Genomic DNA, 20,815 nt, shown 5'->3' with positions numbered 1-20,815 from the left:
CATCCGACATCACCTACAGAGAAGAGAACGTCATGAGCACTGCAGCACGCAAGGCACGCAAGATCGCCGGAATCAAGTTTGAGAAGCCCGCGAAGGTGGCGACTCCGGTCGCTGAGCGCTCGTGGTTCGCGCTCCCGATCTTCAACGCACGGACTGCCGAGTACCGCCCGCTCAGCGCCAAGAAGGTCGCCCGGGCGATGGCCGCTCGCACCGTCTAGCCGTGGCGACTCTGTACGTCGTTTGCAACCGGCGACTCAACGCCGAGACCAACGAGCACTGCGAGTACGACGGCGAGCAGCAGATCACGAACGGCCGCTGGGTATGCCCCGGATGCCGCGCCGCACACTCGGCCCCGCGCGACTGACCACAAAAAAAGCCCACCCGCACGAACGGATGGGCCGTCAAGAGAGGAACTATCTATGTCAGCCAGCCAGAGCGATTCGGAGGTCATGGCTAATCTTGTCCGCGGCGTCCTTCGGGGCATGGTCGACGCGCGCTGCAAGTTCGAGGAGAGCCGACCAGATGCCGTCCGCCTGAAGTTCGCTGAATTTACCACTGAACTCATCGTCGCTGATGCTGTCGCGGCGCTCGAGCAGCTCGACTATCGATGCCTTATTGGTGTCCATGATTTTCGTGATTGCTTGCACGGTTGTGCTCATGAAATTTCTCCTTCGGTTGGTGCGGTATCTGACACCGCAAGCCCAACTGTAGGAGACGCCCCCGGCCGCAAGGATTCTCCTTCGGGCGAGCCGGGGCACCCTCCACCGTTTGAACACCATCAAGGGGCACCAATCGGCGACCCCAGAAACGAAAAAAGCCCCCGAGGTTCAGTCGGGGGCCACAACACAGAAATGAGATCCAATGCAGCCCAAGACTACCGGCAAGCGTATTGCCGAACCCACCGAGGCCAGTATCCAGTGCGAACGCAGCTATGAACTCCACGAGCAGGCACTCGCCGCTGACGGGTGGAGAGGTCGCCACTCGTGAGTGCGGAGATCGTACCGTTCGAGTTTGAGGGCGCCGAGGTGCGAACACTCACCATCGACGGCGAGCCGTGGTTCGTCGCCCGAGACGTCACCCTGGCCCTCGGCCTCGCCAATGGCCGGGACGCGGTCGGTCGGCTCGATCCTGATGGGGTCGGCATTGCCGACATCATCGATTCGCTCGGGCGTAACCAGTCGGCAGCAACGGTGAGCGAGGCCGGGCTGTACGAGCTGATCTTCCAGTCGCGAGTGGCTGGCGCCGTGATGTTCAAGCGGTGGGTCACCCGCGAAGTACTCCCCGCGATCCGCAAGACCGGCCAGTACATTGCCCCGGCTACCGACCTTGACCAGATCAAGGCGCTGCACGCCGCGGTGGGAACGCTGCTCGAGCACAACGAGCGCATCGTTGGTGAGCTCGCGGCCGCGAAGCCACGCGCCGAGGCATGGGACGAGCTGGCATCCGCTCAGGGTGACTACGACGTGGCGGAGTCGGCGAAGATCCTGGCTCGCGCTGGCATCGTCACTGGCCCGCAGCGCCTGTTCGACCAGATGTACGACCTCGGCTGGATCTTTCGCGCACCGGGCACCCGCAAATGGGAACCATACGCCACCCGCGTCGACATCGGCCATCTCGCCATGAAACCCCAGTCGCACTATCACCCGAAGTCGGGCGAGATTGTGCTTGATCCTCCACAGGTTCGCGTGACCCTCAAGGGCATCGAGCGTTTGCGGGTAATCCTCACCGAACCGAAAGCAGTTGCAGCATGAGCAGTTACCGCAAGGTCCCCAATCCGCACTGGATGGACGACGACCTCAGCCGCCTCGACCTGTTCGACGGCCGCCGCCCCTCATCCCCGTACCCGCCAGAACCTACGCACGGTTCGCAGATCATCGAGAGCGACCGGCGCCGGCGGGTGAATGGCCGGGCTCGCCGCAGGCTGATCATGGAATGGCTGCTGGTCGCGGCGATCCTGGCGTTGCTCGCCGCCGGTGTCCGTCTGATTGCGATCTGGTCATGACCGCCATCGAAGACCTCACGGTCGCAATCCGCACGCTCACCGACCTGACCGATACCAGGGCACGCGGGGCAATCGCCGAACTTCGGGATGCCGCCGAACTCAAGGCGGCGCTGCGCCGCACGGTGCCGGGGCTGCTGGCAATTCTGGCGGCTGGTGAATTCTGGGTGCATGACAACCTCGGGATTCACGCCGTTCAGCTAGCTCGCCTGATCAACGCTCAGCCGGATCCGCACCCGGAGCAGCCTTGCTGAGGTCGCCAGGCTACACGCCGCCAGCAGTTGCGGTCGACGGCGACAAGGTCATGGTCGTGCGAAAGCACAGCGACGGTGACGGCCGCACCGGCTACCAACTGCCCGCGCCGCCCGGCATCGTCCGGATCGCTGCGGAGGCTGCCGACGACAACCGGACCGACCCGCCAGACGACTGGTGGCGGGCCGAGTACCGCGCCGATGAGGTGCGGGTCGTCCTGCTGCAGCGCCGCACCTGGGCGTTCGTGTGACCGCCGCGCGCTGGCTCTGGCTGCTCGCCGTCATCGGCGCCCTGCTCATCTTCGCGGGCGCCTGGTTCCTACTCACCCCGCTTCGGCTCTTCGGCGTGGCCCTCATGGTCCCGCTGCTCTTAGTACTCGCTTTCACCTACGCAAGGAAAATGCAATGACATCGCAGAAAATCGAAAAGATCACCGTTACCGACTTCATGGGGATCGAGGGAACGATCGAGATGTTCCCCACTGGTTACCTGCAGGTGATCGCCGGACCGAACGGGTCTGGCAAGTCCAGCTTCATGAGCGCCGTCGAGGAATGCTTCGACCCGGCCGGCACGAGGCTGATCCCGAACCCGGTGAACAACAAGGCCAAGCGCGCCCGGGTGGAGATACTGCTTACGGACGGCCGTATTGTCCGCGAATACCCGAAGGACGGACCCGGGACGCTCACGGCATACGCGCTGGACGGCGCCAAGTATCCCAGCGGGAAAGAGTTCGTTGCCGGTATCACTGGCGGCGTGCTGTTCGACCCGGTCGATTTCGTGAAACTCTCCGACAAGGAGCAGCGCCAAACGCTGCTGTCTAAGGTGACGCTGCCCTTCAATCTCGCCGAGATCGAAGCGAAACGCAAGGGCTTCTTCGATGGGCGCACCGATAAGACTCGCGAGGTGAAACGGCTGGCCGCGCAACTGGCTGGATGCGCCCAGGCAGATGCGAGCGTGCCGAATGCAGAGGTGTCGGCCGCTTCGCTGCATGCCGAGATCAATGCGATCTACGAGCACAACACGGAGGTGAATCGGCGCAACAACGCCGCCGAGGCCGCTGTGCTCGCCCGCGTCGCTGCCGATCAGCGCGGCAAGGCGCTGGCCGCAGAGATGGACGAGCATCGTGCCCAGCGCGGCGCCCTGCTGGCCGCAGAGCGTGCTGCGATCGGCGTGGCTACCTCGATCGCTCCACAGTCGCCGGATGCCGTCGCCGCGCAGCTGGCCAGCATCGACGAGACCAATGTGAAGGTGCGCGCACAGCTCACCCGGGCCGCCATCGCCGCCGAGCTTGACGATCGCACCGCCGAAGAGGCCGCGCTGACCGCGAGTATCGCCGACATTGACAAGGTGAAGGCTGACGGTCTCTCCGCCGCCGACTTCCCTGCAGGCCTCAGCGTGAGCGACGACGCGATCATGTTCGGCGACATCACGTTCAAGCAGTTGAACACGGCCCGTCAGGATTCGATTGCTTTCGACCTGGCCACGAGTGGCAACCCGGATTTGAAGATCGTGGTGATGAAGTCGGGCAACGACCTCGATGACGTGAGTCTCGCGGCCGTGCAGAAGCTCGCCAATGAGCGCGGCTACTTCGTGCTCATGGAGCGGTACCGCGGCGACGCCGATGGTGTCGGATTCCGCATCCAGACCCCGGCGGTGTCCGCGTGAGCACCGTGGTGAAGCGCACTCAGGACGAATTGATCGCCGAGATGGGGCGACGGTTCGGACCTGATCACAAGAAGTGGGCATTCATCTGCCCTGCCTGCAAGGACATCGCTACCGCTCAAGACGTGAAGGATGCGCTCGTCGCATCTGGCAGCGGCGACGACCCGTTCAAGCATGTTGGTCAGGCTTGCATTGGCCGACTGCTCGGCGCTCTGAAACGGGACCAGCCGAAGGGTGGATACAAGGGGCGCGGGTGTGACTGGGTGGCATTTGGCCTATTCCGCGGGCCGGAGTTCGTCATCATGCCAGACGGCCATGAAGCTGCTTCGTTCGCGATTGCCCCGGCGGTGACGGTGTGACTGCGCCCACTGTCGACCATCTCCTGCACCAATCCGCCGACCGCCTCGACACTGCCAAGCACGCGAACAGCGACCATGCCGCACAGGCTCAGGCCGCCATCGCGCAGGTGCTCGCCACTCAGGCGCTCGTCGCCGCCACCCAGGCGCTCGTCGCCGCCACCCAGGCGCAGACGGAGCAAATGGAACGTCTCGGCAACCTCTTCGCGGGCATCATGGGCGACTGCACTATCCGAGTCGAGCGTGTCTCGTGATCGTCGGCACACGAGTCGTATTCACCGACTCATTCGGTGGCAACTCACACGACGGCCAGCAAGGAACGGTGCTCGAAGTCCGGGCGCAATCGGCGACGGTCCGGTTCGATGACGGAGTGGCTGACTGGGTTCGGAAAGACGAACTAGAGGTCGTGCAGTGACCCCCACAAAAGCACTTACTGGCCCTGCTGAGAATGACGTACAGCGGGGCTTACTCGTGCCGCCGTGGCATTCGCGCATCCTCGACGACGGAACGGACCGTGAGCGCTGGCTCGCCGCCCGCGCAAACGCTGTCATCGGCGCGAGCGACGCCGCCGGCTACGTGAAGGCATCATCCATCGAGGCCTACACAGCCGCGAAGTTGAAGCCGTCAAGCTTCCACGGAAACGCATTCACCGAGGCTGGTCACGAGTGGGAGCCGCGCCTGCTCGCATCTTGTGGCCTGCAGCAGAGCACGGTGCTCATTCATGCGCCTGGCGAAATGGGTTTCGGCGCCACACCCGACGCCATGAAGTCCACGCCCGGAGGAATCATCCTCGGCGAGGCGAAGGTCAAGCACAACAAGATCGTGCACGGCCCGACGCCACGCGAGTTTCGGCAGGTCGCCTGGCAGATGTTCTGTGCAGATTGGGACCGTGTCCTCTACACGGAGTTCGTGTGGGGCGAGATCGTCAACGGCGAGCTACGAAACGGCGCGATCGAGCCGAAGCATCTGCGCATCTTTCCGAAGGACGTCGAGCACCTGCTGCAACCGATGATCGACATCGCAACCCCCGTGCTGGCGCGAGTTCGCTCCGCACTCAAATTCGCAAAGGAGCTTCAACTGTGAGTACAGACGTGACCGTCTACAGAAACGAATCGCTTGAGGCTCGCATGGGCTATGCCCGCACGATGGCCAGCGCGGGCGACCTGATCCCCAAGGGCCTCTGGTCCAGCCCGGGCGGCGGTGTTCTCCCGGCGCCCTCACCCGGCAAAGTGCTGCTCGTCATGGAGACGGGCGCGATGCTCGGCATTCACCCGGTGGCCGCGCTGTCGGGCGTCAACATCATCGAGGGCAAACCGTCGATCAGCCCGGCGCTCATGTCAGCGCTCGTGCGCGGAGCCGGCCACACGCTGCGCGTCGTGACAGACGGGACAGTGGAGGGCGGCGACTTCACCGCCACCGCAACGCTCACCCGCTCCGACGACCTTGAGTTCACCTACAAGTCGACGTGGACCCCGCACCGGGCGATGCGCGCGGAACTCTGCACGTACACGAAGGTCGGCGGCGTGTGGAAGGTATCTGCCACCGGGAAAGGCGGCGGCGTGAAGCCATGGCAGGCCTATACCGAGAACATGTGCAAGTGGCGCGCTGTCGGCGAGGTGTGCGGTGAAGGCGCACAGGACGTGATCATGGGCATGCACACCCCCGATGAGATCGGCGGGCTCGTCACCGACGCCGGCGAAATGATCTCGACGCCCGATATTAAATCCGAACCGACAGAGGACTGGCTCGCGCTCATCGAGGCGACGGACGATAAGTACGACCTCTCAGTGCTGAGCCAGCGCATCCAAGGGTTCGAGGCAAAAGACGGCACACGAGTGCGCGACTCCGAGATGACTGAGGCGCTCCGCACGGCCATCATGACGCACGCCTCGACGCTCACGAAGGACTCGCGGGACATTCCCCCGCCGGCGGCCGAGCCAGCCGTCGTGCCCGAGCCGGATGAGAACGTCGTCGACGCGGAGGTCGTGCCCGACGACGAACCCGCCGCCGAGGCACCTGCAGCCCCAGCGCCCACCGAGGTCGACGACGAAGAGTCCGAGCTGGACAAGTACGAGCGCGAGAGCGCCGACGAGTACGCAGCAGAGATGAAGCTCACCGGTGCCTGATATCTCGCCGCAACTGCTCGACGTCCTCCGCGACATCGGCATGGACCACCCCGACCCGGAGGTGCCGCTGCACGCCAAGCTCATCGCGACGCTTCGCCGGCTCGGGCCCGGCGCCACCTTCGGGCAGCGCCTGGCCGCGATCCGGTTCGACTTCAACTGGGAGTTGAACGACGCCGGCAAGGTGTTCGCCAAGGCCAAGGCTGACCACGAGCACTACCTCGACGCGGAGACTGTTCGTCTCCGAGCTGGGTCAGAGAAGATGTCGCGCGTCGAGGGCGAGCAGATCGTCCGCGCACGGGATAAGGCCTACGAGCTTCGGCTGCAGTTCCTCCTGGCCGAGCAGCGCGAGCGGGCCATGCGGAACTTCTTGCTGACGATTCAGTCGGCGCTCGACAACCACCGTACCGACCGCGCCGACTGGCGCGCAGCGGACACGGAACACCGCGTGAGCGGAACGTGACCCACAAGATCTCCCTGCTGCCGCCGGCGCAGGGTCATGCAAGATCCAACGCAGTAAGGAATCACATGTCAGTGAATAACAAGTCCGAGATCGGCGGAAGTTTCGCCGCTATTCTCGCGTCGATCCGACCGAAGACCGACGTCGAGCTCGCGGAGGCGATTCGTTCCGTCCTCGCCGCGGTGAAGGACACCGGAAAGCCCGGGTCACTCACTGTTCGGTTCGACGTGAAGCTCGTCAACCCCGGCGGTTCTGAGGTGATCTTCTCCGACAAGATCACCAGCAACCTGCCCGAACGAAACCGTGAAGGCTCCATTGCCTACACGGATCAGCTCAACAACCTCTCCCGCCGGGACCCCTCGTCGATGCCTCTCTTTGAGGATGACGCGAAGGACATGCCCGTTTACAACCCCGCCACTGGCGAGGTAAAGGACCTCGACAATGACTGATTTCACCACCGAAGCACAGGCAGTATCCGCGCTCGCAGGCCAGGCGCTCGCGCCGCAGGGCGTCGACATCAGCGAGGTGTACACGGTCGCTGACCAAGATGGCGGCGTGCGCATCATCGACACGGACCAGTACGGACCCGGCCCGCGCCGAGCTACTGGCCGCCGCATCGTCACCGACGCCTATTCGTTCGTGACGTACCTCGACCGGCACGCGACCGACCAGACCGAGGTCTTCGCCGACAAGGTCGCGAGCACGGTGATCGCGGTGCTCGACTCGAACACCGGATTTGACAAGCCGAACGGCTGGCAAGGCCACACGGTGAAGCTCGAGCTCGTGAAGACGATCCCGTGGCTCGCATGGCTGGCTCGCGACCTCACAACGGTCGGTACTCCAGCCTGGTTCAATCAGGCGCAATTCGCCGAGTTCATCCAGGAGCGCGCGACGGACTGCGTCACCCCGGACAGCGCCACGCTGCTGGAACTCGCCACGTCGTTCCAGGCGAACAACAAGGTCGATTTCAAGTCTGCCGTGAACACGGGGTCGGGCCAGATCAACCTCGGGTTCGATGAGACGATCACGGCGAAGGCCGGGCAGAAGGGGAACATCCCGATCCCGACCGAGTTGAAGCTTCGGCTGCGCCCGTACATCGGTGGCCCGATCTACAACGTGACGGCTCAGTTCCGCTTCCGGCTCAATGGCGGCGACCTCCGGCTCGGGTTCGCGATCGTGCGTCCTCAGGACATCCTCGACGCGGCGTTCACGGACATCGTCGACGAGATCCGCGACGGCAAGAACGAGACAGTCGTCGTGCCCGGCATCGACGGCGCCGAGGCCACCACGGAGAAGCGGATCGTGCACACCGGCACGGATGCCCCGATCTTCTTCGGGAAGCCGCAGTAACCCTCCGCGCGGCATGACCGCGCACCCGTAACACCCCTCGCCGAAGGCCGCCCGCGCAACCACGCATGGCGGCCTTCGGCGCACCACCGCCGGGAGGCACCAATGCTCAACACGAAATCAGCCAGACCATGATCGGAACCGACACAGGCATGATGCCTTCCAGCTTTCAGACCCTCACGCCCCGCCGCGTGATCGGCATCGACCTCTCCATGACGTCGACCGGGCTCGCCGTCATCGCAAACGGAATTATCGAAACGCACACCGTCAAGTCGAAGCCGGACGCCGGCACGCTCCGCAGCTTCCTCGCGCGGTCCGACGCCATCGCGGTGGACATCGACAACGCCGTTCGAATTCACCGCACAGACCTACTCATCATCGAGGGCATGGCGTTCGGCGCCAAGTCCTCATCCCTCGACAAGATCCACGCGCACTGGTGGCTCGTGGTCAAGTTCCTCTGCGAGTTCGTCGATCAGGAACCCGTAGTCATAACCTCGGGCCAGCGCTGCAAGTACGCAACTGGCAAGGGCAACGCTCCGAAAGACGTCGTGCTCGCGGCCGTCATCAAGCGCTACACGCAGGCTGATCCCAAGGGCAACGACGAGGCCGACGCGGTGATCTTCGCGGCCATGGGCGCCCGCCACCTCGGGCACCCGGTCGAAGAATCCCTCCCGCTCGTGAACCTCGAGGCGATGGAAGCCGTGAAGTGGGAAGCATGATCCTGCCGAAGGTCGCGAAACCGACCAAGGCCGAAGAGAACGACGCCTACGAGCTGGCGACCCTGCGCGACAAGGACACCTGCCAGCGCTGTCGCCGAGATTGTGGGCCGACCGCTCGCGACCACCGTGTGAACCGATCGCAGGGTGGGCGCACGGTCGTGAGCAACCTGCACGTGCTCGGCCTCGACTGCCACAAGTGGGCGACTGAGCACCCCGCCGACGCGCAAGCCGAGGGATGGGCCGCACCTAGTTATGCCGAGCCGAGCGAGTGGCCGGCACGCCGGTGGATGCCCGTCTACGGCGGCCGGCTGCACCTGTCTTGGGTGCTGTATTCCAACGACGGCGAGATCACAGTGATCACCGAAGACGATGCCGCGCTGCGAATGTATGGCGCCGCGTGATCGACCGGGCCGCGCTGATCAAGCACATCAAGAAGCGCGCCAACGCTCAGGCAGCACTCACGGCCGCCGCGGTGTTGGACGCGCTGGCCACCGCCATCGAGAGAGGCGACTTTGACATGAAGAAAGGAGGTAAGACGTAGTGGTCTGGTTCAACGTTGACGATGGGTTCCCCACGAGCCCGAAGGTTTTGAGCATCCCCAGGGGTGAGCGAATGGCCGCCGTGGGTCTATGGACTATCGCCGGGGCATCCTGCGCGAAGCACCTCACGGACGGCCACATTCAGGCGTTCATGCTCGACGAATGGGGTGCAAATCCGGCCTCTGCAGACGCTCTCGTGACCTCTGGCCTATGGGAACGAACCCCCTCAGGATTCGTCTTTCACGATTGGGAGGGTTGGCAGCGTACGAGAGAGGATGTCGAGGCCTCACGCGAGAAAGAGAGGCTGCGCAAGAACGCTTGGCGTAAGAAAATTGCTGGTGAGAAGGCAGAACCCCCTGAGGAAGTGTCCCGCGAGTGTCCCACCGTCCGTCCCGCCCTTGTCCCACGGGTGTCCCAGCACCCAAGCCCTACCAAGCCAAGCCCTACCAAGCCAAGCCAGTTAAGTACTAAAGAGCTTCTTGTCGAAGATTCTCCAGAACCCATCTCGGAGCTTCGCCCCGAGGTCAAACGGTTGTGCATCCTGCTCCGAGATCTTGTCGTGGCAAACGGCTCGAAGGCACCGATCATCGGCCCGGGCTGGCACACCGCGGCCCGCCTCATGCTCGTCGCCGACGGCCGCGAGCCCGAAGCCGCGGAACGGCTCATGCGGTGGTCCCAGGCCGACCCGTTCTGGAAAGCCAACGTGCTCTCCATGCCGAAGTTCCGGAAGGGCTACGACCAGATCCGCCTGCATGCCGAGAGGCAGCGGATCGAACGGCAAGAGCACGCCGGCAAGGTCCCGAAGGATCAACAGATCCTCGACGTGCTCGAAACAGGCCGGCGAATGCAAGCCGAACACGACCGAAAGGCGCTGGAAGCATGAACTACGACGACATTGGCAAGCTCATCGCCCGGGTGAAAATCGGCGACAACCGCGACGTGGGCAAGGCCGGGCTGCTGCACGAGGAATGGTTTCAGTCCCTCGGGCATCTGCCGCTCGACGAGTGCTTGGCCGCGGTAGTCATGCACCGGCAGGAGCGGCCCGGCGTGTACCTCGAGGCCGGGCACATCATCGCCAACGTGCGGCTGATCCGTTCCCGGCAGGAGCGCGCGGAGCGGATCGTGACGGCCATCCAGCGCGGCGCGATCTCGGCACCGGTGATCACGCTCGACCGGGCCAAGTTCGAGGCTGAGACTCAGGCCTCGATCCGGAAGCACCGCATTGCCCGCGGCGTCGACCCGGAAACGGGTAAGCCGGTGGCGCAGTGAACACGTTCGATAAATTCCTCGCCCAGGTTGACCCGCTCACGATCGCTCGGGAGGCTTTCACCGGTGAGGCACACCGGCAGATGGTTCGCGAGCACGCGGTGAAGGTCGCGGCGTTCGGTGATCGCAACTCTGCTCGTGATCAGAGCCTGTCTGTGGCTGGCGACGAGTACGGCGATATTCGGCTCGACGCGGCGGTCGCTGAGCGGCTCGCGTTCAACAAGCGCAAGCCGAGTAAGCCGCCGAAGCCGAAACAGGAATACAAACCCGGTGGCCCGAAGTCTGCGGCCTATCAGGAGCTGCAGCGCACCCGGGTCTAAGTGCCCGTTCACCCACCATGCACCGCCACTCGTCGCCTCACGTGGCTACAGGCGAAATGCAGGCGAACGCACAGCCAAGCCGTCAAATCGACGCACAGAGGCGCACAGCGCGCCAACCGATCCAAGAAATGAGCACCCGATATGGCACGTAGAACACCCCAGCAGGAACTGGAACACCAAATGCAGAAGATGAAAAACATGGGCGTGACCATCAGCGTCAGCCCGGCTCTCGGCATACCGCGTCCTGAGTTTGACGTGGCCGCAACTATCGCCGCCGCCGCGAAATCGGCCGGCATCTACGAAGAATCGAGCAACTGACCATGGCTGGCGAGACTGTAATTACTGTCGTAGGCAACATCACGGCTGACGTCGAGTTGCGTTACACCCAGAACGGCCTGGCGGTGGCGAACTTCACCATCGCGAGCACGCCGCGCACCTTCGACCGGGCCAAGAGCGAATGGGTCGACGGCGACGCGCTGTTCCTCCGCGCATCCGTCTGGCGCGAGTTCGCCGAGCACGTGGCCGGCAGCCTCACGAAGGGCGCTCGCGTCATCGCCTCGGGCCGCCTCAAGCAGCGGTCGTATGAGACGAAGGAGGGCGAGAAGCGCACGTCGATGGAGTTGGAGATCGACGAGATCGGCCCGTCGCTGCGGTACGCCACCGCGAGCCTGACCCGCACGCAGTCGAACAACCGCGGCGCTCCCGCATCGGGTGGCCAAGGCAACGACGAGCCATGGGCACCGACCGGGCCCGCCGCGCCGGCCGCTGCAGGCCCGGCATCCGGCGGCGATGTTTGGAACAAGCCGGGCAACTTCTCGGACGAGACACCGTTCTAAGCGCATGACCCGGGGGCGGCGCTCGTCGCCCCCGCCAACAATTTCACAGAGGGCAGGTCGCATGAAGAAGCTACTCGAGGCGAATGTCACCTACGGCCGCCGTCGGATCGCGCAAGTCTTCGGTGACTTCTGCGAGCTGGCCGCCCTGGCGATCCGCAACACCGTTGACCCTAATGGGCACGCCGAGCGGGAAGAACGATACATGCGCATCATCGGCGAGTACTCCCCCGAGGAGGCTGCCCGGTTCGGCGAGATCCTCGCGAAGCTCACCGAGCAGCTGGGCGGCGACCTGTCCGACGTGCTCGGCCAGCTGTACATGAGCTTGGAGCTGGGCAGTGACGACATGGGCCAGTACTTCACCCCGTTCGATATCAGCCGGATGATCGCGCAGATGACGTGCACTGGATTCGAGGAGGTGCTCACTGAGCAGGCGTTCATCACAGTCTCGGAGCCGACGTGCGGGAGCGGCGGGATGATCGTTGCCCTGGCCGATGCCATGCGGGCGGCGGGGTTCAACTACCAGACGCAGCTGCATGTGACGGCGCAGGACCTCGAGCGCACGTCGGTGCACATGACGTACATCGCCCTGTCGCTGCTGCACATTCCGGCGGTCGTGATCCACGGCAACACACTCACGGTCGAAGTTTTGGACAGCTGGTACACACCGGCGCATATCCTCGGCGGTTGGTCGCGGCGGTTGCGGAATCGGGAAGCGCTGCGCGACGTCGCAGCTCTGACGGTCACGAGAGTCGAGCTGGTCGCGCCGCCTGTCACCGAGCCGCCTGCGATCGCCGTCGACCTCGGCGCGAACATCCCGCTGTTCGATTTCGATTTCGCGTAAATTCGCCCACCTATTCACAAGGCATCCACCATTTGGTCGATGCCTTTACTCGTACCCCAGAGAGGGGAATCATGACGGAGCAGTTCGCAGCGTGCGGGGATCACTCGGCGCTGAACAGTATGGAGTTTGAGCGGGCGCTGGTCATTGCTCGCGAGTGCGATGAGTGCCTGGTCGAGGTGAGGACGTGACCGTGTTCGCGATCGGGGATCTCGTCTACGAGCAGCTCTACGACCCGAGCCACCCACGCTGGGATGCCTCAATCGACGAACGGGTGGCCGAGGGGCACTTCTACGGTCAGCGCAAGCTCATGCTGCTATCGGGGATCATCCCGAACTACAACGGCTCGGAGTACGCGCAGAGCATGGGCCGCGACCTGCCTAACCGCATCGTGACCCGATACTGGCTGGTCGATCCTGACCGGCCGAACGACGAGTCGCACATGTCGTGGGTCGAATCCGACTGGTGCGTGCTCGAATCTGCGGCAGCCGACGAGGGGATGCTCTGGTGAGCCGTCCGAGGGCCCTCATCATCTGGGCCTCACGGTATCTCGTTGCTGAACGCGGCGGACTCGTGATCGACCCGGAAGAGACCGAGATGGCCGAGGCCGCGTACGCGCACGCATTCGATGAGCAGATGAAGGGCTGTCGCGGCGTGAAGCTGCTGTTCCCGAACGCTGAGCGGGTGGCGGAATGACCCAACTCGCCTGGGACTTCGACCTAGCCCCTCCCGAGATGGTCGACCTGCTGACCTCGCCATTCCACATGCTCACACTAATTACCGCTGCTCACAATGGCCGCGACGCGACGGCGGATTGCGCATGTGGGGTTCGGGTGCACGCGCCGACCAATCAGCGGGCTCAGTCGATTCTGCTGAAGCACCTATGGATGATCCGGGTTCATGGATTCGCGAGCACCCCGAAGTGGCCGACGATCACCACAGCCGCTGCGTCTCTCCGCACCGTGGGCGGTGTCTACGACTACGTGGCCGCCGCCCTCGAATACGACCATCGGGGCTTAGCCCCAACGACTAACGAGAGGAACGCATGACCCTCAAGGGCACATTCAACGCCCCACAACCAACACCGGGCCGGTCGTGGGATTCACCGCCGGCCCACATCTGCTCGAACTGCCGAACCCCGACAGGCAAGAGCGCTATCCGCTGCAAAAACGAACCAGAGGAACCTCAATGATCGACTACGAAACCATCTACGAAGCAGGCTGTGACGCCGTGCCCATCGATGAACGCAACGGCAGCGACATGATCAGGGCCGCCGGTATCGCCGCTGTAGTGGCAGCAGTGAAACGGGACGCGCTGGAAGAGGCGGCGAAGGTCGCGCAGGAGCACGGTGAGGCGTACGGAGCGACCGCCGACCGACTCTTTGCAGAGGGGGAATGGGCGGACAGCAGCCGGTACTCCAACTATGCGTCCGGGCTCAGAATGGCCTCCGCTGCTATCCGCAAGGCCACCCAGTGACCCGCCGCAACCCAGACCCGTTCGCAACCCTGCACTATGCGTGGGTGCGGCTGGTCGTAGTGGCGTTCTACAGGCCCGTGGCGAAACCGATATTTGCATGGCTCGACAAGCGGGCAGAGATGAAGCGGGGCAACTCGTGAAGATCCACCGGCTGGTCATCGACTCGTGGCCGACACCGGACGGTAAGCCATTCAAGGATCAGCCCGAGGAGGTTTGGCAGGCCGCGGTCGATCATTACCTGGTCAACGAGGGCGGCGAGTGGCCGTCATGGCTGCCGGAGTCGCTCGACATCACGGAGTGGATGCCAGACGAGGGCGAGTACGGGAACCAGCAATGGCCGGTGAAGCGGGGTGATCCGATCGGCGCGTACGGCGAGCTGATCATGACCGTGCCGCGCACACTATTCCGCAAGCACTACTTCAACAAGTCGGCGGCCCAGAAGGTGATGGCTGAACTGGTCGAGTGGGGCGTCGTCGGGCACATCGAATCATCCGAACCGGTCGAGTGGCCGACAGAGCAAGGAGATAAACAATGAGCACTGAGCGAGTCACACGCCAGACGTACACCGAGCAGATCCGGCTGGAGGTCACCCTCTCGAACGGGCACAAGATCACGCTCCGGGACGAGCCTCATCGCCCCGATTACCACACGGTACGCAGTCGTCGCGAGTGGGTCGATCGCCAGCAGTGGGACCAGCAAAACAAGGCCAGGGAGTTTGGCCTAACGGTCGCGACCCTCGAAGTGTTCACCGACAGGACCGAGGTCGAAACGATCGAGCGCACGTACACGAAATCAGAACTGACCGAAACGAGGAGCTGATATGGGAGCCACCGATGACCGCGAAATGCTGGAAGTCGCCAAAGAAGAATGCGGGCGGCTGGAACGGGAAGTCGCGGCACTCAAGCTGACAGCGGCCGAGGATCTGCGGTACGTGCGACGGATCGAAGGCGAGAACGTGGATCTGCTGCTGACGTTGACCGAGCCGAAGCCCGCCGATGTACTGGTCGAGGGCAACTACTTCGCAGTGCTCGACCTGCCCGCAATTCTCGGGAATTTCATACGACTGAATGACGAGAACTCAGCGGCCATAAAGCGCGGGTGGTTGCACACCGAGCGCATCAAGGTCGAGCGAGACAAGGCCCTCGCTGAGCGTGACGCAAGCCGAGAGGTCAACGCGGAGTTCTTGGCAGCGCGGGCTGAGTCCCCGACCACTGTTGAGTGGGGAGTGCGACGAGACGAGGATACGGCCCAGCATTCACGAGCGGCGGCTGAGCGGACCATTGCTATTCAGCGCAAGCGCAAGATGAAAACCGTCTTGATCGAGCGCAATGTAGGCCCGTGGGAAGTGGTGCAGTCATGACCACCCCACAGGACGAGCTGGCACGCGCGATCGAGTCCGGCCAGCCACTAGCACCCGTACCACGCCTGAAGATCACGTCCCTGGTCGGCGGCGGCCACGAGGTGCGCGTGAGCTACGACAACATGACCGGCTTCACCTCGCTCAGCCTCACGGCAGCGCTGACCAGCCTCACCATCGGCGGCGAGCGCATTCGGCGGGAGAACGTCGGGCAGCCCATCGACAGACCGCACCAGCGCCGCTGGATCATCCCCATCACGAAAGGCTCAGAATGAGCTACCTGCCCTGCATCACCAACGAAATCGACGACGTGCGCTCGTGCATCGTCAACGGCGAGCATGCCAGCAACTGCGACGGCCAAGAGTGGCAGTACGACCGTGAGGCCGAATGCTCCTACCCGACGGCGAACGAGTGCAAGGGGTGTCTGCCGGCCCCCGCCGAGCACGGCGTACTCTGCTACACCTGCTATGAAAAGACGCGGGATGCGCTCAAGCTCGCGCTCGACATGATCACCCACCTGCGTTCGGTGGAGCGGGCGCAGCAACTCGACAAGAACGGGGTGCGCGCGGCGGCCACGTGGATCCTCCCGGTTCCGAATACCTGGCGAATGGCGGATGAACTGATCATGCTGCTCGGCCACCCCGCGCCCGGGTTCCCCTCGGATGCCACGGTGTTCGAGATTGACGCGATCACCGAGCGCTACCTCGACCTGATCGACGTGGACTCGTGGGTCTCGCGTGGGGCCGACGCTGAGGATGCCGTGCACTTCTTCCGCACGATGCAGCACGCCCTCGCGCAGCATCCGTTCGCAGACGTCGATCACCCGGTGCAGAACGTGCGCTGCTGGGAATGCCGCCAGCTGAGTCTGGTCTGGAAACCGCCGCTGGAATTCGACGGGCCGATCCACATCGTCTGTTCAACACCGGAGTGCGGGTTCGTCGTCGACCCGACGCTCTACGCGATCCTCGCAGCCTCGCAGCTCGACAAGGTCACATCGGCCATTCGCGAGACGAAAGCTGCTGAGCTCGCCGAGGCTCGCGCGGCGCGGGCAATCGTGAAGCGGCGCATCAAGGCCGAGACTAAGGCGCGAGAGAAAGCGGCGAAGGAAGCAGCAGCGGTCGCCGCTCTGGGCGCGGCGTGACGACCTCGGCCGACTGGATGAGCGTCAAGGAAGCGATCGCCGTCACGAAGACCGGACGCACGACGATCGTGCGCTGGGTGACGCTCAGGTACGTACGCCGCATGAAGGCCAGCGGCCGAGTGCTCGTGCGACGGTCCGATGTCCTCGAAACGGAACGGGCGCTGTTCGACGGTCAGAAGCCCGAGGCGCGCACCTGATCGAAACCCGCCAAACGAGTTCGCTTGTGAATAGGTGGAAATGTTTCATCTCGTGGTACATTTGAACGCAGCAGCAGAGCTGTCGCAGCTACTCAGCAAGCCCCCGTCTTTCCCGCCACCAGCGGACGTGACCGGGGCTTTACTTGTCCCGCTGGGACACCCGGGCATGTCCCGTTGGTGTCCCACCGGGACAACCCCTCACACTTCCCAGTCGAGCACCGCCGACACCTAGCAGCCCCGTCATAGGCCAACACGGTCGAGTGCTCCGGCTGGGATCACCCTTGCCACCCAAACCCTCCCGGAATGGGCCACACACCGCGGTGCCCAGCGGCGGCAACAGAGCGGGCAGCATCGAGCGCAGAGCGGGGCCGGGCGGTATATCCACCGGCCTCGCGACCCGCACCCTCACAAACTTGCGTGGCCTTCGACGGCACGCGGCCCCTTGCCAAGTGCACGCTACGAGGGTGAACAGCTGGCACGAAGGCCCGGCAGGGCTGCCAGTCACCGCCGACCATTCTCCCGGTGCCAGCGTCAACACTGTCCGCATGCAGTGAAGGACTACCTGAAGGCTCTATCTCTGTACGAGCTGTAGTACCTGCGCGAAGCACCGGGAATCCTCTAACGAGCCGCCGAGCTTGGTACAAAGGCTCAGGAATCGCGGGCTGAGACCCCGCTGGCAGCGTCCCGAATCGGACCGAACCCCGCAAAGACGCGGAAGTCGCTCGATGTTTGTACCAAGGAGGCGCGCATGGCCAGGACAAACACGCGCCGCATGAACCTCCTGCGCGATGAGTTCTTCGCCGAGGGCCGCAAGCAATCAGAGTCCGACGATCCCGAAGTCAAGGTCCTGTCGAGATGCTGGCTGTGCAAGGAACCCATCGACTACCTCGCCGACCCGCACAGCACGCCCGACTCGCACAACCTCGACCACTTCAAGACCGTCCGTGACTTCCCCGAGTTGCAAGAGGACCCGAGCAATTTTCTACATTCGCACCGAGCATGTAATCAGGGGCGCGGCGCGAACACGCCCAGCCTCGGACTCGGTGAAGCCGTCGCCGACTGGTGGTAACCACGATGACAGGAGCACCCATGAACAAGTACACGGCTATCGGCCTACTCGGCGCAGCAGCCGAGGGCAAGCGCATCATCGTGCTATCGCCTCACGACCAGGCTGCCCGAGATGCGGTCGACGAGGTGCGCGCCTTGGTGCCCGACATCGAATGGAGACTCACCTCCGGCGACCAGCGAGTCACCCTCCCGGCCGGCGGATCGATTCGGTTCCTCTCGGACAACCAGCACCTGCGCAATCGCCTACGTGGCACCAGCGCCGACATCGTCCTGATCGAAGACGAGCGCTACGTCACGAACGAGCTCATCAACGACCTGCGCGCGGTCACCCATACCAGCCCTCACGGCGAGATCATCCGCCACTAACGAAGGACAGAGACCATGGCCGCACTGCTACCTATCACCGGAACCGTGAGCGTCGGATTCGACGGTATGGAGACTCAGGCGCTGGGATCGTTCAGCATCCCAGTGCACATGACGATGGATGGGGAGACCGGCACAGTCCACCTCGAAGCCGCGACCAACGCCTCGGTCATCTCGGCCATGGTCGCCGCACTCATGGGAGCTGCAGACGAACTGCTCGCCACCATCCCGGCTGCCACCGTCGAGACCATCGCCGTCTGCCCGACCTGTAGCGCTGAACTCGGAGTCGCTGACCCGACAACCACCATCGAGCATGCCCAGGGCGGCGCCCACATCGTCAACCCTCGATACTGACCACGAATTGACCCCTCAATGGGGGAATCGTCAAAAAATCCAGCCTTCGGGTTGGGGGGTGGACAGAGCCAAGGGGAGCTTTCCTCCCTCCCCGACCCTCTGACCGGGGGTCGCAGGTGCGCGTGCGCGAGTAGAAGGGTCCGATATGGGTGCAGTCGTTGAGGGAACCGTCGTTTCCGTCGCTGCCGCTTCTCACCTTGACCGCGAAGGCAAAGACGCCGGCGCGATCGCGGCCCTGCTCGCCCTGGCGCACAAGATTGACGACCTCGATACGATCATCGACCACATTCTCGAGCAGATCGAGAATGACCCTGAGTCGAAGGTCCGCCCGCCGGCGTCGGACAACGTATCGCTGCCGACATACCTGAAGTACTGCGAGTCCCTCGGCTTGACCCCTGGCGGCCGTGGCGAGCTGGTCGCTGGCAAGAAGTCGGCCCCTGTGCCCAAAGATGAGCTCTCTGCCTTCCAGGAGGAGCACGGTATCGGTTAGTTTTCGTGGAGGTGCTCGTGGCTGCGAAGCTTCTCGGCCGCACTGAGCCTCGCATTTTCACGAAGCCTCTTCGCGAATTGACCCCGGAAACGTCGCGCGGGTTCGAGGTAATCAAATTCGCGCTGGTCATTCTCGGTGTAAATCTTTACCCGTGGCAGAAGTTTTTGCTGATCGGCGCGCTCGAGATCATGCCCGATGGGCAGTATCGGTTCAAGCGCGTCATCGTGCTCGTGGCGAGACAGCAAGGCAAGACCACTCTCGCCTCTGTTCTCGCTGCGTGGTGGCTGTTCGTGGACTCGAAGCGTCACCCTGACATGGTGCCGCCGGTGAAGTTCAAGGTGGTCGGCGTCGCGCAGAACCTCGACATCGCTCGCGAGCCGTGGGCCGCGGTGAAGATGTGGTGCGACCCTGAGCCGAACACGGACGAGGAGCGGGAGCTGGCGCTGCCGGCGCTGCAGAACGCGACCGCGAAGGTGTCGGACACGAACGGCAAGGAGGGCATCTACGCCCGGTCGCGTGCTCACTACGAGATCCGCGCCGCCGCGAACGCCCGTGGCAAGCCTGCCGCTCGCGTACTCATGGACGAGATGCGCGAGCAGAAGAACTGGACCGCCTGGAACGCTGTCTCTCAGACGCTCAAGTCGTTCTGGTCTGGCCAGATGTGGGGCATCTCAAACGCTGGCGACTCGTCGGCGGTAGTCCTCCGCACGCAGCGCACCGCGGGCCTTGAGTCCATCGCCGAGTGGGAAGAGTACGTCGAGGCTGGCATCATGTCGGCGGAGGAATTCGCCAACGGTCACGACGTCACCCTCGGACTGTTCGAATGGTCGGCGCCCGATGGCTGCGCGCTCGACGACGTCGACGCGATCCTGCAGGCGAACCCCTCTATCGGTCACGGTGCGATGACGGTCCAGTCGGCGCTCTCGGATGTCCGGGGCATGACTGAGGCTGGATATCGCACGGAGGTGTTGTGCCAGTGGGTCATCGCCGACGTGGATTCTTTTATCGATGTCAAGGAGTACCGTCTTCGGGTTCTGCCCGGCGATGAGATCGTGATCCCGAAGGGCTCCCGCACGGTGTGGGGTGTCGACGTATCGCACGACCGCAAGACGACATGGCTATCCGCTGCAGTGTTCACCGAGGACGGCGACCCGTTCGTGACGGTGCGCCTCTCGCGCGCCGGCATGATGTGGCTGCCCGACTACCTTGCCGAACTGGCCGAGGCGTCCGGGCAACGCGAGGTCGCCGTGAATGCCAAGGGCTGCCCGGCGATGGAGTTCATCGAGCCGCTCAAGAAGCTCGGCTTCACCGTGCACGAGTTCGACGGCCCGAAGTACGCGATCGCCACCGGTCGATACCGGGATGCGGTGCGCGACGAGAAGCTCGTCGTCATCGCCCAGCCTGACATCGACCTTGCTGTGCAGGGCGGCGTCGTCGTCCCGTACGCCGACAACATGGCGTGGTCGCGGCCGAAGTCACTGCCCATCGACATTGCTGGCCTGATCGCGGAGACGATCGCGCTCTACGCGCTAGAGCTGCTCAAGCCTGAGCCGGTCGAAGCAACCCCGCCACCCCCACCCCAGGCCGAGATGGTCACCCGCGACGACGTAACGCCGTCCGACGTGAACCTCGCCACCGCCAATTTCTGAAAGT

Annotated in this window: 40 protein-coding genes; 39 read left to right on the top strand and 1 reads right to left on the bottom strand. The window is 63.9% G+C overall.

What is annotated here, in order from left to right:
- Positions 1-32: 32 nt before the first annotated feature.
- Both E3T46_RS17620 and E3T46_RS18135 read left to right on the top strand, forming a co-directional pair.
- The gene (locus tag E3T46_RS17620; RefSeq protein WP_134579556.1) at positions 33-218 is read left to right on the top strand and encodes a hypothetical protein; all 186 of its coding nucleotides are present in this window, start codon (positions 33-35) and stop codon (positions 216-218) included.
- 2 nt (positions 219-220) lie between these two features.
- Positions 221-364, top strand: a complete 144-nt coding sequence (locus tag E3T46_RS18135) for a hypothetical protein (protein WP_166790329.1) — start codon at positions 221-223, stop codon at positions 362-364.
- A 58-nt stretch (positions 365-422) separates the two neighbouring features.
- On the opposite strand, the gene E3T46_RS17615 is transcribed toward E3T46_RS18135, so the two are convergent.
- Positions 423-659 (bottom strand): hypothetical protein, encoded by a 237-nt coding sequence (locus tag E3T46_RS17615; RefSeq protein ID WP_134579555.1) that lies wholly within the window; start codon positions 657-659, stop codon positions 423-425.
- A 324-nt stretch (positions 660-983) separates the two neighbouring features.
- Between E3T46_RS17615 and E3T46_RS17610 the strand changes: the two genes are divergently transcribed.
- From E3T46_RS17610 to E3T46_RS17445, 37 genes are all read left to right on the top strand, one after another.
- Positions 984-1,751 carry a phage antirepressor KilAC domain-containing protein gene (locus E3T46_RS17610; protein WP_198419253.1) on the top strand — a complete coding sequence of 256 codons (768 nt, stop codon included), beginning with the start codon at positions 984-986 and terminating at the stop codon, positions 1,749-1,751.
- On the top strand, positions 1,748-2,002 hold the full coding sequence (locus E3T46_RS17605) for a hypothetical protein (RefSeq protein ID WP_134579554.1): 255 nt from the start codon (positions 1,748-1,750) through the stop codon (positions 2,000-2,002). Before E3T46_RS17610 ends, E3T46_RS17605 begins: the two co-directional genes overlap by 4 nt.
- Positions 1,999-2,253, top strand: a complete 255-nt coding sequence (locus E3T46_RS17600; protein ID WP_134579553.1) for a hypothetical protein — start codon at positions 1,999-2,001, stop codon at positions 2,251-2,253. Before E3T46_RS17605 ends, E3T46_RS17600 begins: the two co-directional genes overlap by 4 nt.
- Positions 2,247-2,501: a hypothetical protein gene (locus E3T46_RS17595; protein ID WP_134579552.1), complete on the top strand. Its 255-nt coding sequence runs from the start codon at positions 2,247-2,249 to the stop codon at positions 2,499-2,501. Before E3T46_RS17600 ends, E3T46_RS17595 begins: the two co-directional genes overlap by 7 nt.
- Positions 2,498-2,659 (top strand): hypothetical protein, encoded by a 162-nt coding sequence (locus tag E3T46_RS18130; RefSeq protein ID WP_166790328.1) that lies wholly within the window; start codon positions 2,498-2,500, stop codon positions 2,657-2,659. The genes E3T46_RS17595 and E3T46_RS18130 overlap by 4 nt, the downstream gene beginning before the upstream one ends.
- Positions 2,656-3,915, top strand: coding sequence for a hypothetical protein (locus E3T46_RS17590; protein ID WP_134579551.1), 1,260 nt, complete (start codon positions 2,656-2,658; stop codon positions 3,913-3,915). Before E3T46_RS18130 ends, E3T46_RS17590 begins: the two co-directional genes overlap by 4 nt.
- A complete protein-coding gene (locus tag E3T46_RS17585; RefSeq protein ID WP_134579550.1) occupies positions 3,912-4,271 on the top strand; it encodes a VVA0879 family protein in 360 nt (119 codons plus the stop codon). Before E3T46_RS17590 ends, E3T46_RS17585 begins: the two co-directional genes overlap by 4 nt.
- Positions 4,268-4,522, top strand: a complete 255-nt coding sequence (locus E3T46_RS17580; protein WP_134579549.1) for a hypothetical protein — start codon at positions 4,268-4,270, stop codon at positions 4,520-4,522. Before E3T46_RS17585 ends, E3T46_RS17580 begins: the two co-directional genes overlap by 4 nt.
- A 157-nt stretch (positions 4,523-4,679) precedes the next feature.
- Positions 4,680-5,351: a hypothetical protein gene (locus tag E3T46_RS17575; RefSeq protein ID WP_134579548.1), complete on the top strand. Its 672-nt coding sequence runs from the start codon at positions 4,680-4,682 to the stop codon at positions 5,349-5,351.
- Complete coding sequence (locus tag E3T46_RS17570) at positions 5,348-6,394, top strand: hypothetical protein (RefSeq protein ID WP_134579547.1); 1,047 nt, start codon at positions 5,348-5,350, stop codon at positions 6,392-6,394. Before E3T46_RS17575 ends, E3T46_RS17570 begins: the two co-directional genes overlap by 4 nt.
- Entirely contained in the window at positions 6,387-6,854 is a 468-nt protein-coding gene (locus E3T46_RS17565) for a hypothetical protein (protein ID WP_134579546.1), read from the top strand. The genes E3T46_RS17570 and E3T46_RS17565 overlap by 8 nt, the downstream gene beginning before the upstream one ends.
- 65 nt (positions 6,855-6,919) lie before the next feature.
- Positions 6,920-7,300, top strand: a complete 381-nt coding sequence (locus E3T46_RS17560) for a hypothetical protein (protein WP_134579545.1) — start codon at positions 6,920-6,922, stop codon at positions 7,298-7,300.
- Positions 7,293-8,201 carry a DUF2303 family protein gene (locus tag E3T46_RS17555; protein WP_134579544.1) on the top strand — a complete coding sequence of 303 codons (909 nt, stop codon included), beginning with the start codon at positions 7,293-7,295 and terminating at the stop codon, positions 8,199-8,201. Before E3T46_RS17560 ends, E3T46_RS17555 begins: the two co-directional genes overlap by 8 nt.
- A gap of 128 nt (positions 8,202-8,329) precedes the next feature.
- Positions 8,330-8,917, top strand: coding sequence for a hypothetical protein (locus tag E3T46_RS17550; protein ID WP_134579543.1), 588 nt, complete (start codon positions 8,330-8,332; stop codon positions 8,915-8,917).
- A complete protein-coding gene (locus tag E3T46_RS17545; RefSeq protein ID WP_134579542.1) occupies positions 8,914-9,318 on the top strand; it encodes an HNH endonuclease in 405 nt (134 codons plus the stop codon). The genes E3T46_RS17550 and E3T46_RS17545 overlap by 4 nt, the downstream gene beginning before the upstream one ends.
- Positions 9,315-9,458, top strand: a complete 144-nt coding sequence (locus tag E3T46_RS18125) for a hypothetical protein (RefSeq protein ID WP_166790327.1) — start codon at positions 9,315-9,317, stop codon at positions 9,456-9,458. The genes E3T46_RS17545 and E3T46_RS18125 overlap by 4 nt, the downstream gene beginning before the upstream one ends.
- The gene (locus E3T46_RS17540) at positions 9,458-10,339 is read left to right on the top strand and encodes a hypothetical protein (RefSeq protein WP_134579541.1); all 882 of its coding nucleotides are present in this window, start codon (positions 9,458-9,460) and stop codon (positions 10,337-10,339) included. The genes E3T46_RS18125 and E3T46_RS17540 overlap by 1 nt, the downstream gene beginning before the upstream one ends.
- The gene (locus tag E3T46_RS17535) at positions 10,336-10,725 is read left to right on the top strand and encodes a hypothetical protein (protein WP_134579540.1); all 390 of its coding nucleotides are present in this window, start codon (positions 10,336-10,338) and stop codon (positions 10,723-10,725) included. The genes E3T46_RS17540 and E3T46_RS17535 overlap by 4 nt, the downstream gene beginning before the upstream one ends.
- The gene (locus E3T46_RS17530; protein WP_134579539.1) at positions 10,722-11,042 is read left to right on the top strand and encodes a hypothetical protein; all 321 of its coding nucleotides are present in this window, start codon (positions 10,722-10,724) and stop codon (positions 11,040-11,042) included. Before E3T46_RS17535 ends, E3T46_RS17530 begins: the two co-directional genes overlap by 4 nt.
- 141 nt (positions 11,043-11,183) lie before the next feature.
- Complete coding sequence (locus E3T46_RS18120; RefSeq protein WP_166790326.1) at positions 11,184-11,360, top strand: hypothetical protein; 177 nt, start codon at positions 11,184-11,186, stop codon at positions 11,358-11,360.
- Positions 11,361-11,362: 2 nt separating this feature from the next.
- Positions 11,363-11,878: a single-stranded DNA-binding protein gene (locus tag E3T46_RS17525; RefSeq protein WP_134579538.1), complete on the top strand. Its 516-nt coding sequence runs from the start codon at positions 11,363-11,365 to the stop codon at positions 11,876-11,878.
- Positions 11,879-11,939: 61 nt separating this feature from the next.
- Entirely contained in the window at positions 11,940-12,719 is a 780-nt protein-coding gene (locus tag E3T46_RS17520; protein WP_134579537.1) for an N-6 DNA methylase, read from the top strand.
- 184 nt (positions 12,720-12,903) lie between these two features.
- A complete protein-coding gene (locus tag E3T46_RS17515; protein ID WP_134579536.1) occupies positions 12,904-13,227 on the top strand; it encodes a hypothetical protein in 324 nt (107 codons plus the stop codon).
- The gene (locus E3T46_RS17510) at positions 13,224-13,412 is read left to right on the top strand and encodes a hypothetical protein (RefSeq protein ID WP_134579535.1); all 189 of its coding nucleotides are present in this window, start codon (positions 13,224-13,226) and stop codon (positions 13,410-13,412) included. The genes E3T46_RS17515 and E3T46_RS17510 overlap by 4 nt, the downstream gene beginning before the upstream one ends.
- Positions 13,409-13,765, top strand: a complete 357-nt coding sequence (locus E3T46_RS17505) for a hypothetical protein (RefSeq protein WP_134579534.1) — start codon at positions 13,409-13,411, stop codon at positions 13,763-13,765. The genes E3T46_RS17510 and E3T46_RS17505 overlap by 4 nt, the downstream gene beginning before the upstream one ends.
- A 139-nt stretch (positions 13,766-13,904) precedes the next feature.
- Complete coding sequence (locus E3T46_RS17500) at positions 13,905-14,192, top strand: hypothetical protein (protein ID WP_134579533.1); 288 nt, start codon at positions 13,905-13,907, stop codon at positions 14,190-14,192.
- 136 nt (positions 14,193-14,328) lie between these two features.
- The gene (locus E3T46_RS17495; RefSeq protein WP_134579532.1) at positions 14,329-14,727 is read left to right on the top strand and encodes a hypothetical protein; all 399 of its coding nucleotides are present in this window, start codon (positions 14,329-14,331) and stop codon (positions 14,725-14,727) included.
- Complete coding sequence (locus E3T46_RS17490) at positions 14,724-15,011, top strand: hypothetical protein (protein ID WP_134579531.1); 288 nt, start codon at positions 14,724-14,726, stop codon at positions 15,009-15,011. The genes E3T46_RS17495 and E3T46_RS17490 overlap by 4 nt, the downstream gene beginning before the upstream one ends.
- A 1-nt stretch (position 15,012) precedes the next feature.
- Positions 15,013-15,552, top strand: a complete 540-nt coding sequence (locus E3T46_RS17485) for a hypothetical protein (protein WP_134579530.1) — start codon at positions 15,013-15,015, stop codon at positions 15,550-15,552.
- On the top strand, positions 15,549-15,824 hold the full coding sequence (locus tag E3T46_RS17480) for a hypothetical protein (RefSeq protein ID WP_134579529.1): 276 nt from the start codon (positions 15,549-15,551) through the stop codon (positions 15,822-15,824). Before E3T46_RS17485 ends, E3T46_RS17480 begins: the two co-directional genes overlap by 4 nt.
- A complete protein-coding gene (locus tag E3T46_RS17475; RefSeq protein WP_134579528.1) occupies positions 15,821-16,690 on the top strand; it encodes a hypothetical protein in 870 nt (289 codons plus the stop codon). Before E3T46_RS17480 ends, E3T46_RS17475 begins: the two co-directional genes overlap by 4 nt.
- The gene (locus E3T46_RS17470) at positions 16,687-16,887 is read left to right on the top strand and encodes a hypothetical protein (RefSeq protein ID WP_134579527.1); all 201 of its coding nucleotides are present in this window, start codon (positions 16,687-16,689) and stop codon (positions 16,885-16,887) included. The genes E3T46_RS17475 and E3T46_RS17470 overlap by 4 nt, the downstream gene beginning before the upstream one ends.
- A gap of 748 nt (positions 16,888-17,635) precedes the next feature.
- Positions 17,636-17,956, top strand: coding sequence for a hypothetical protein (locus E3T46_RS17465; RefSeq protein WP_198419251.1), 321 nt, complete (start codon positions 17,636-17,638; stop codon positions 17,954-17,956).
- A gap of 20 nt (positions 17,957-17,976) precedes the next feature.
- Positions 17,977-18,321: a hypothetical protein gene (locus E3T46_RS17460; protein WP_134579526.1), complete on the top strand. Its 345-nt coding sequence runs from the start codon at positions 17,977-17,979 to the stop codon at positions 18,319-18,321.
- 15 nt (positions 18,322-18,336) lie between these two features.
- Positions 18,337-18,672, top strand: a complete 336-nt coding sequence (locus E3T46_RS17455; RefSeq protein ID WP_134579525.1) for a hypothetical protein — start codon at positions 18,337-18,339, stop codon at positions 18,670-18,672.
- 145 nt (positions 18,673-18,817) lie between these two features.
- Positions 18,818-19,162, top strand: a complete 345-nt coding sequence (locus E3T46_RS17450; protein ID WP_134579524.1) for a hypothetical protein — start codon at positions 18,818-18,820, stop codon at positions 19,160-19,162.
- 17 nt (positions 19,163-19,179) lie between these two features.
- On the top strand, positions 19,180-20,811 hold the full coding sequence (locus tag E3T46_RS17445) for a terminase (protein ID WP_174845419.1): 1,632 nt from the start codon (positions 19,180-19,182) through the stop codon (positions 20,809-20,811).
- The last annotated feature ends 4 nt before the right edge of the window (positions 20,812-20,815 follow it).

This window comes from Cryobacterium sp. Hh11 (assembly GCF_004404045.1).
GTDB lineage: Bacteria > Actinomycetota > Actinomycetes > Actinomycetales > Microbacteriaceae > Cryobacterium > Cryobacterium levicorallinum.
The sequence above is the reverse complement of the archived record's forward strand: the minus strand, read 5'-3'. Positions and strand labels throughout refer to the sequence as shown.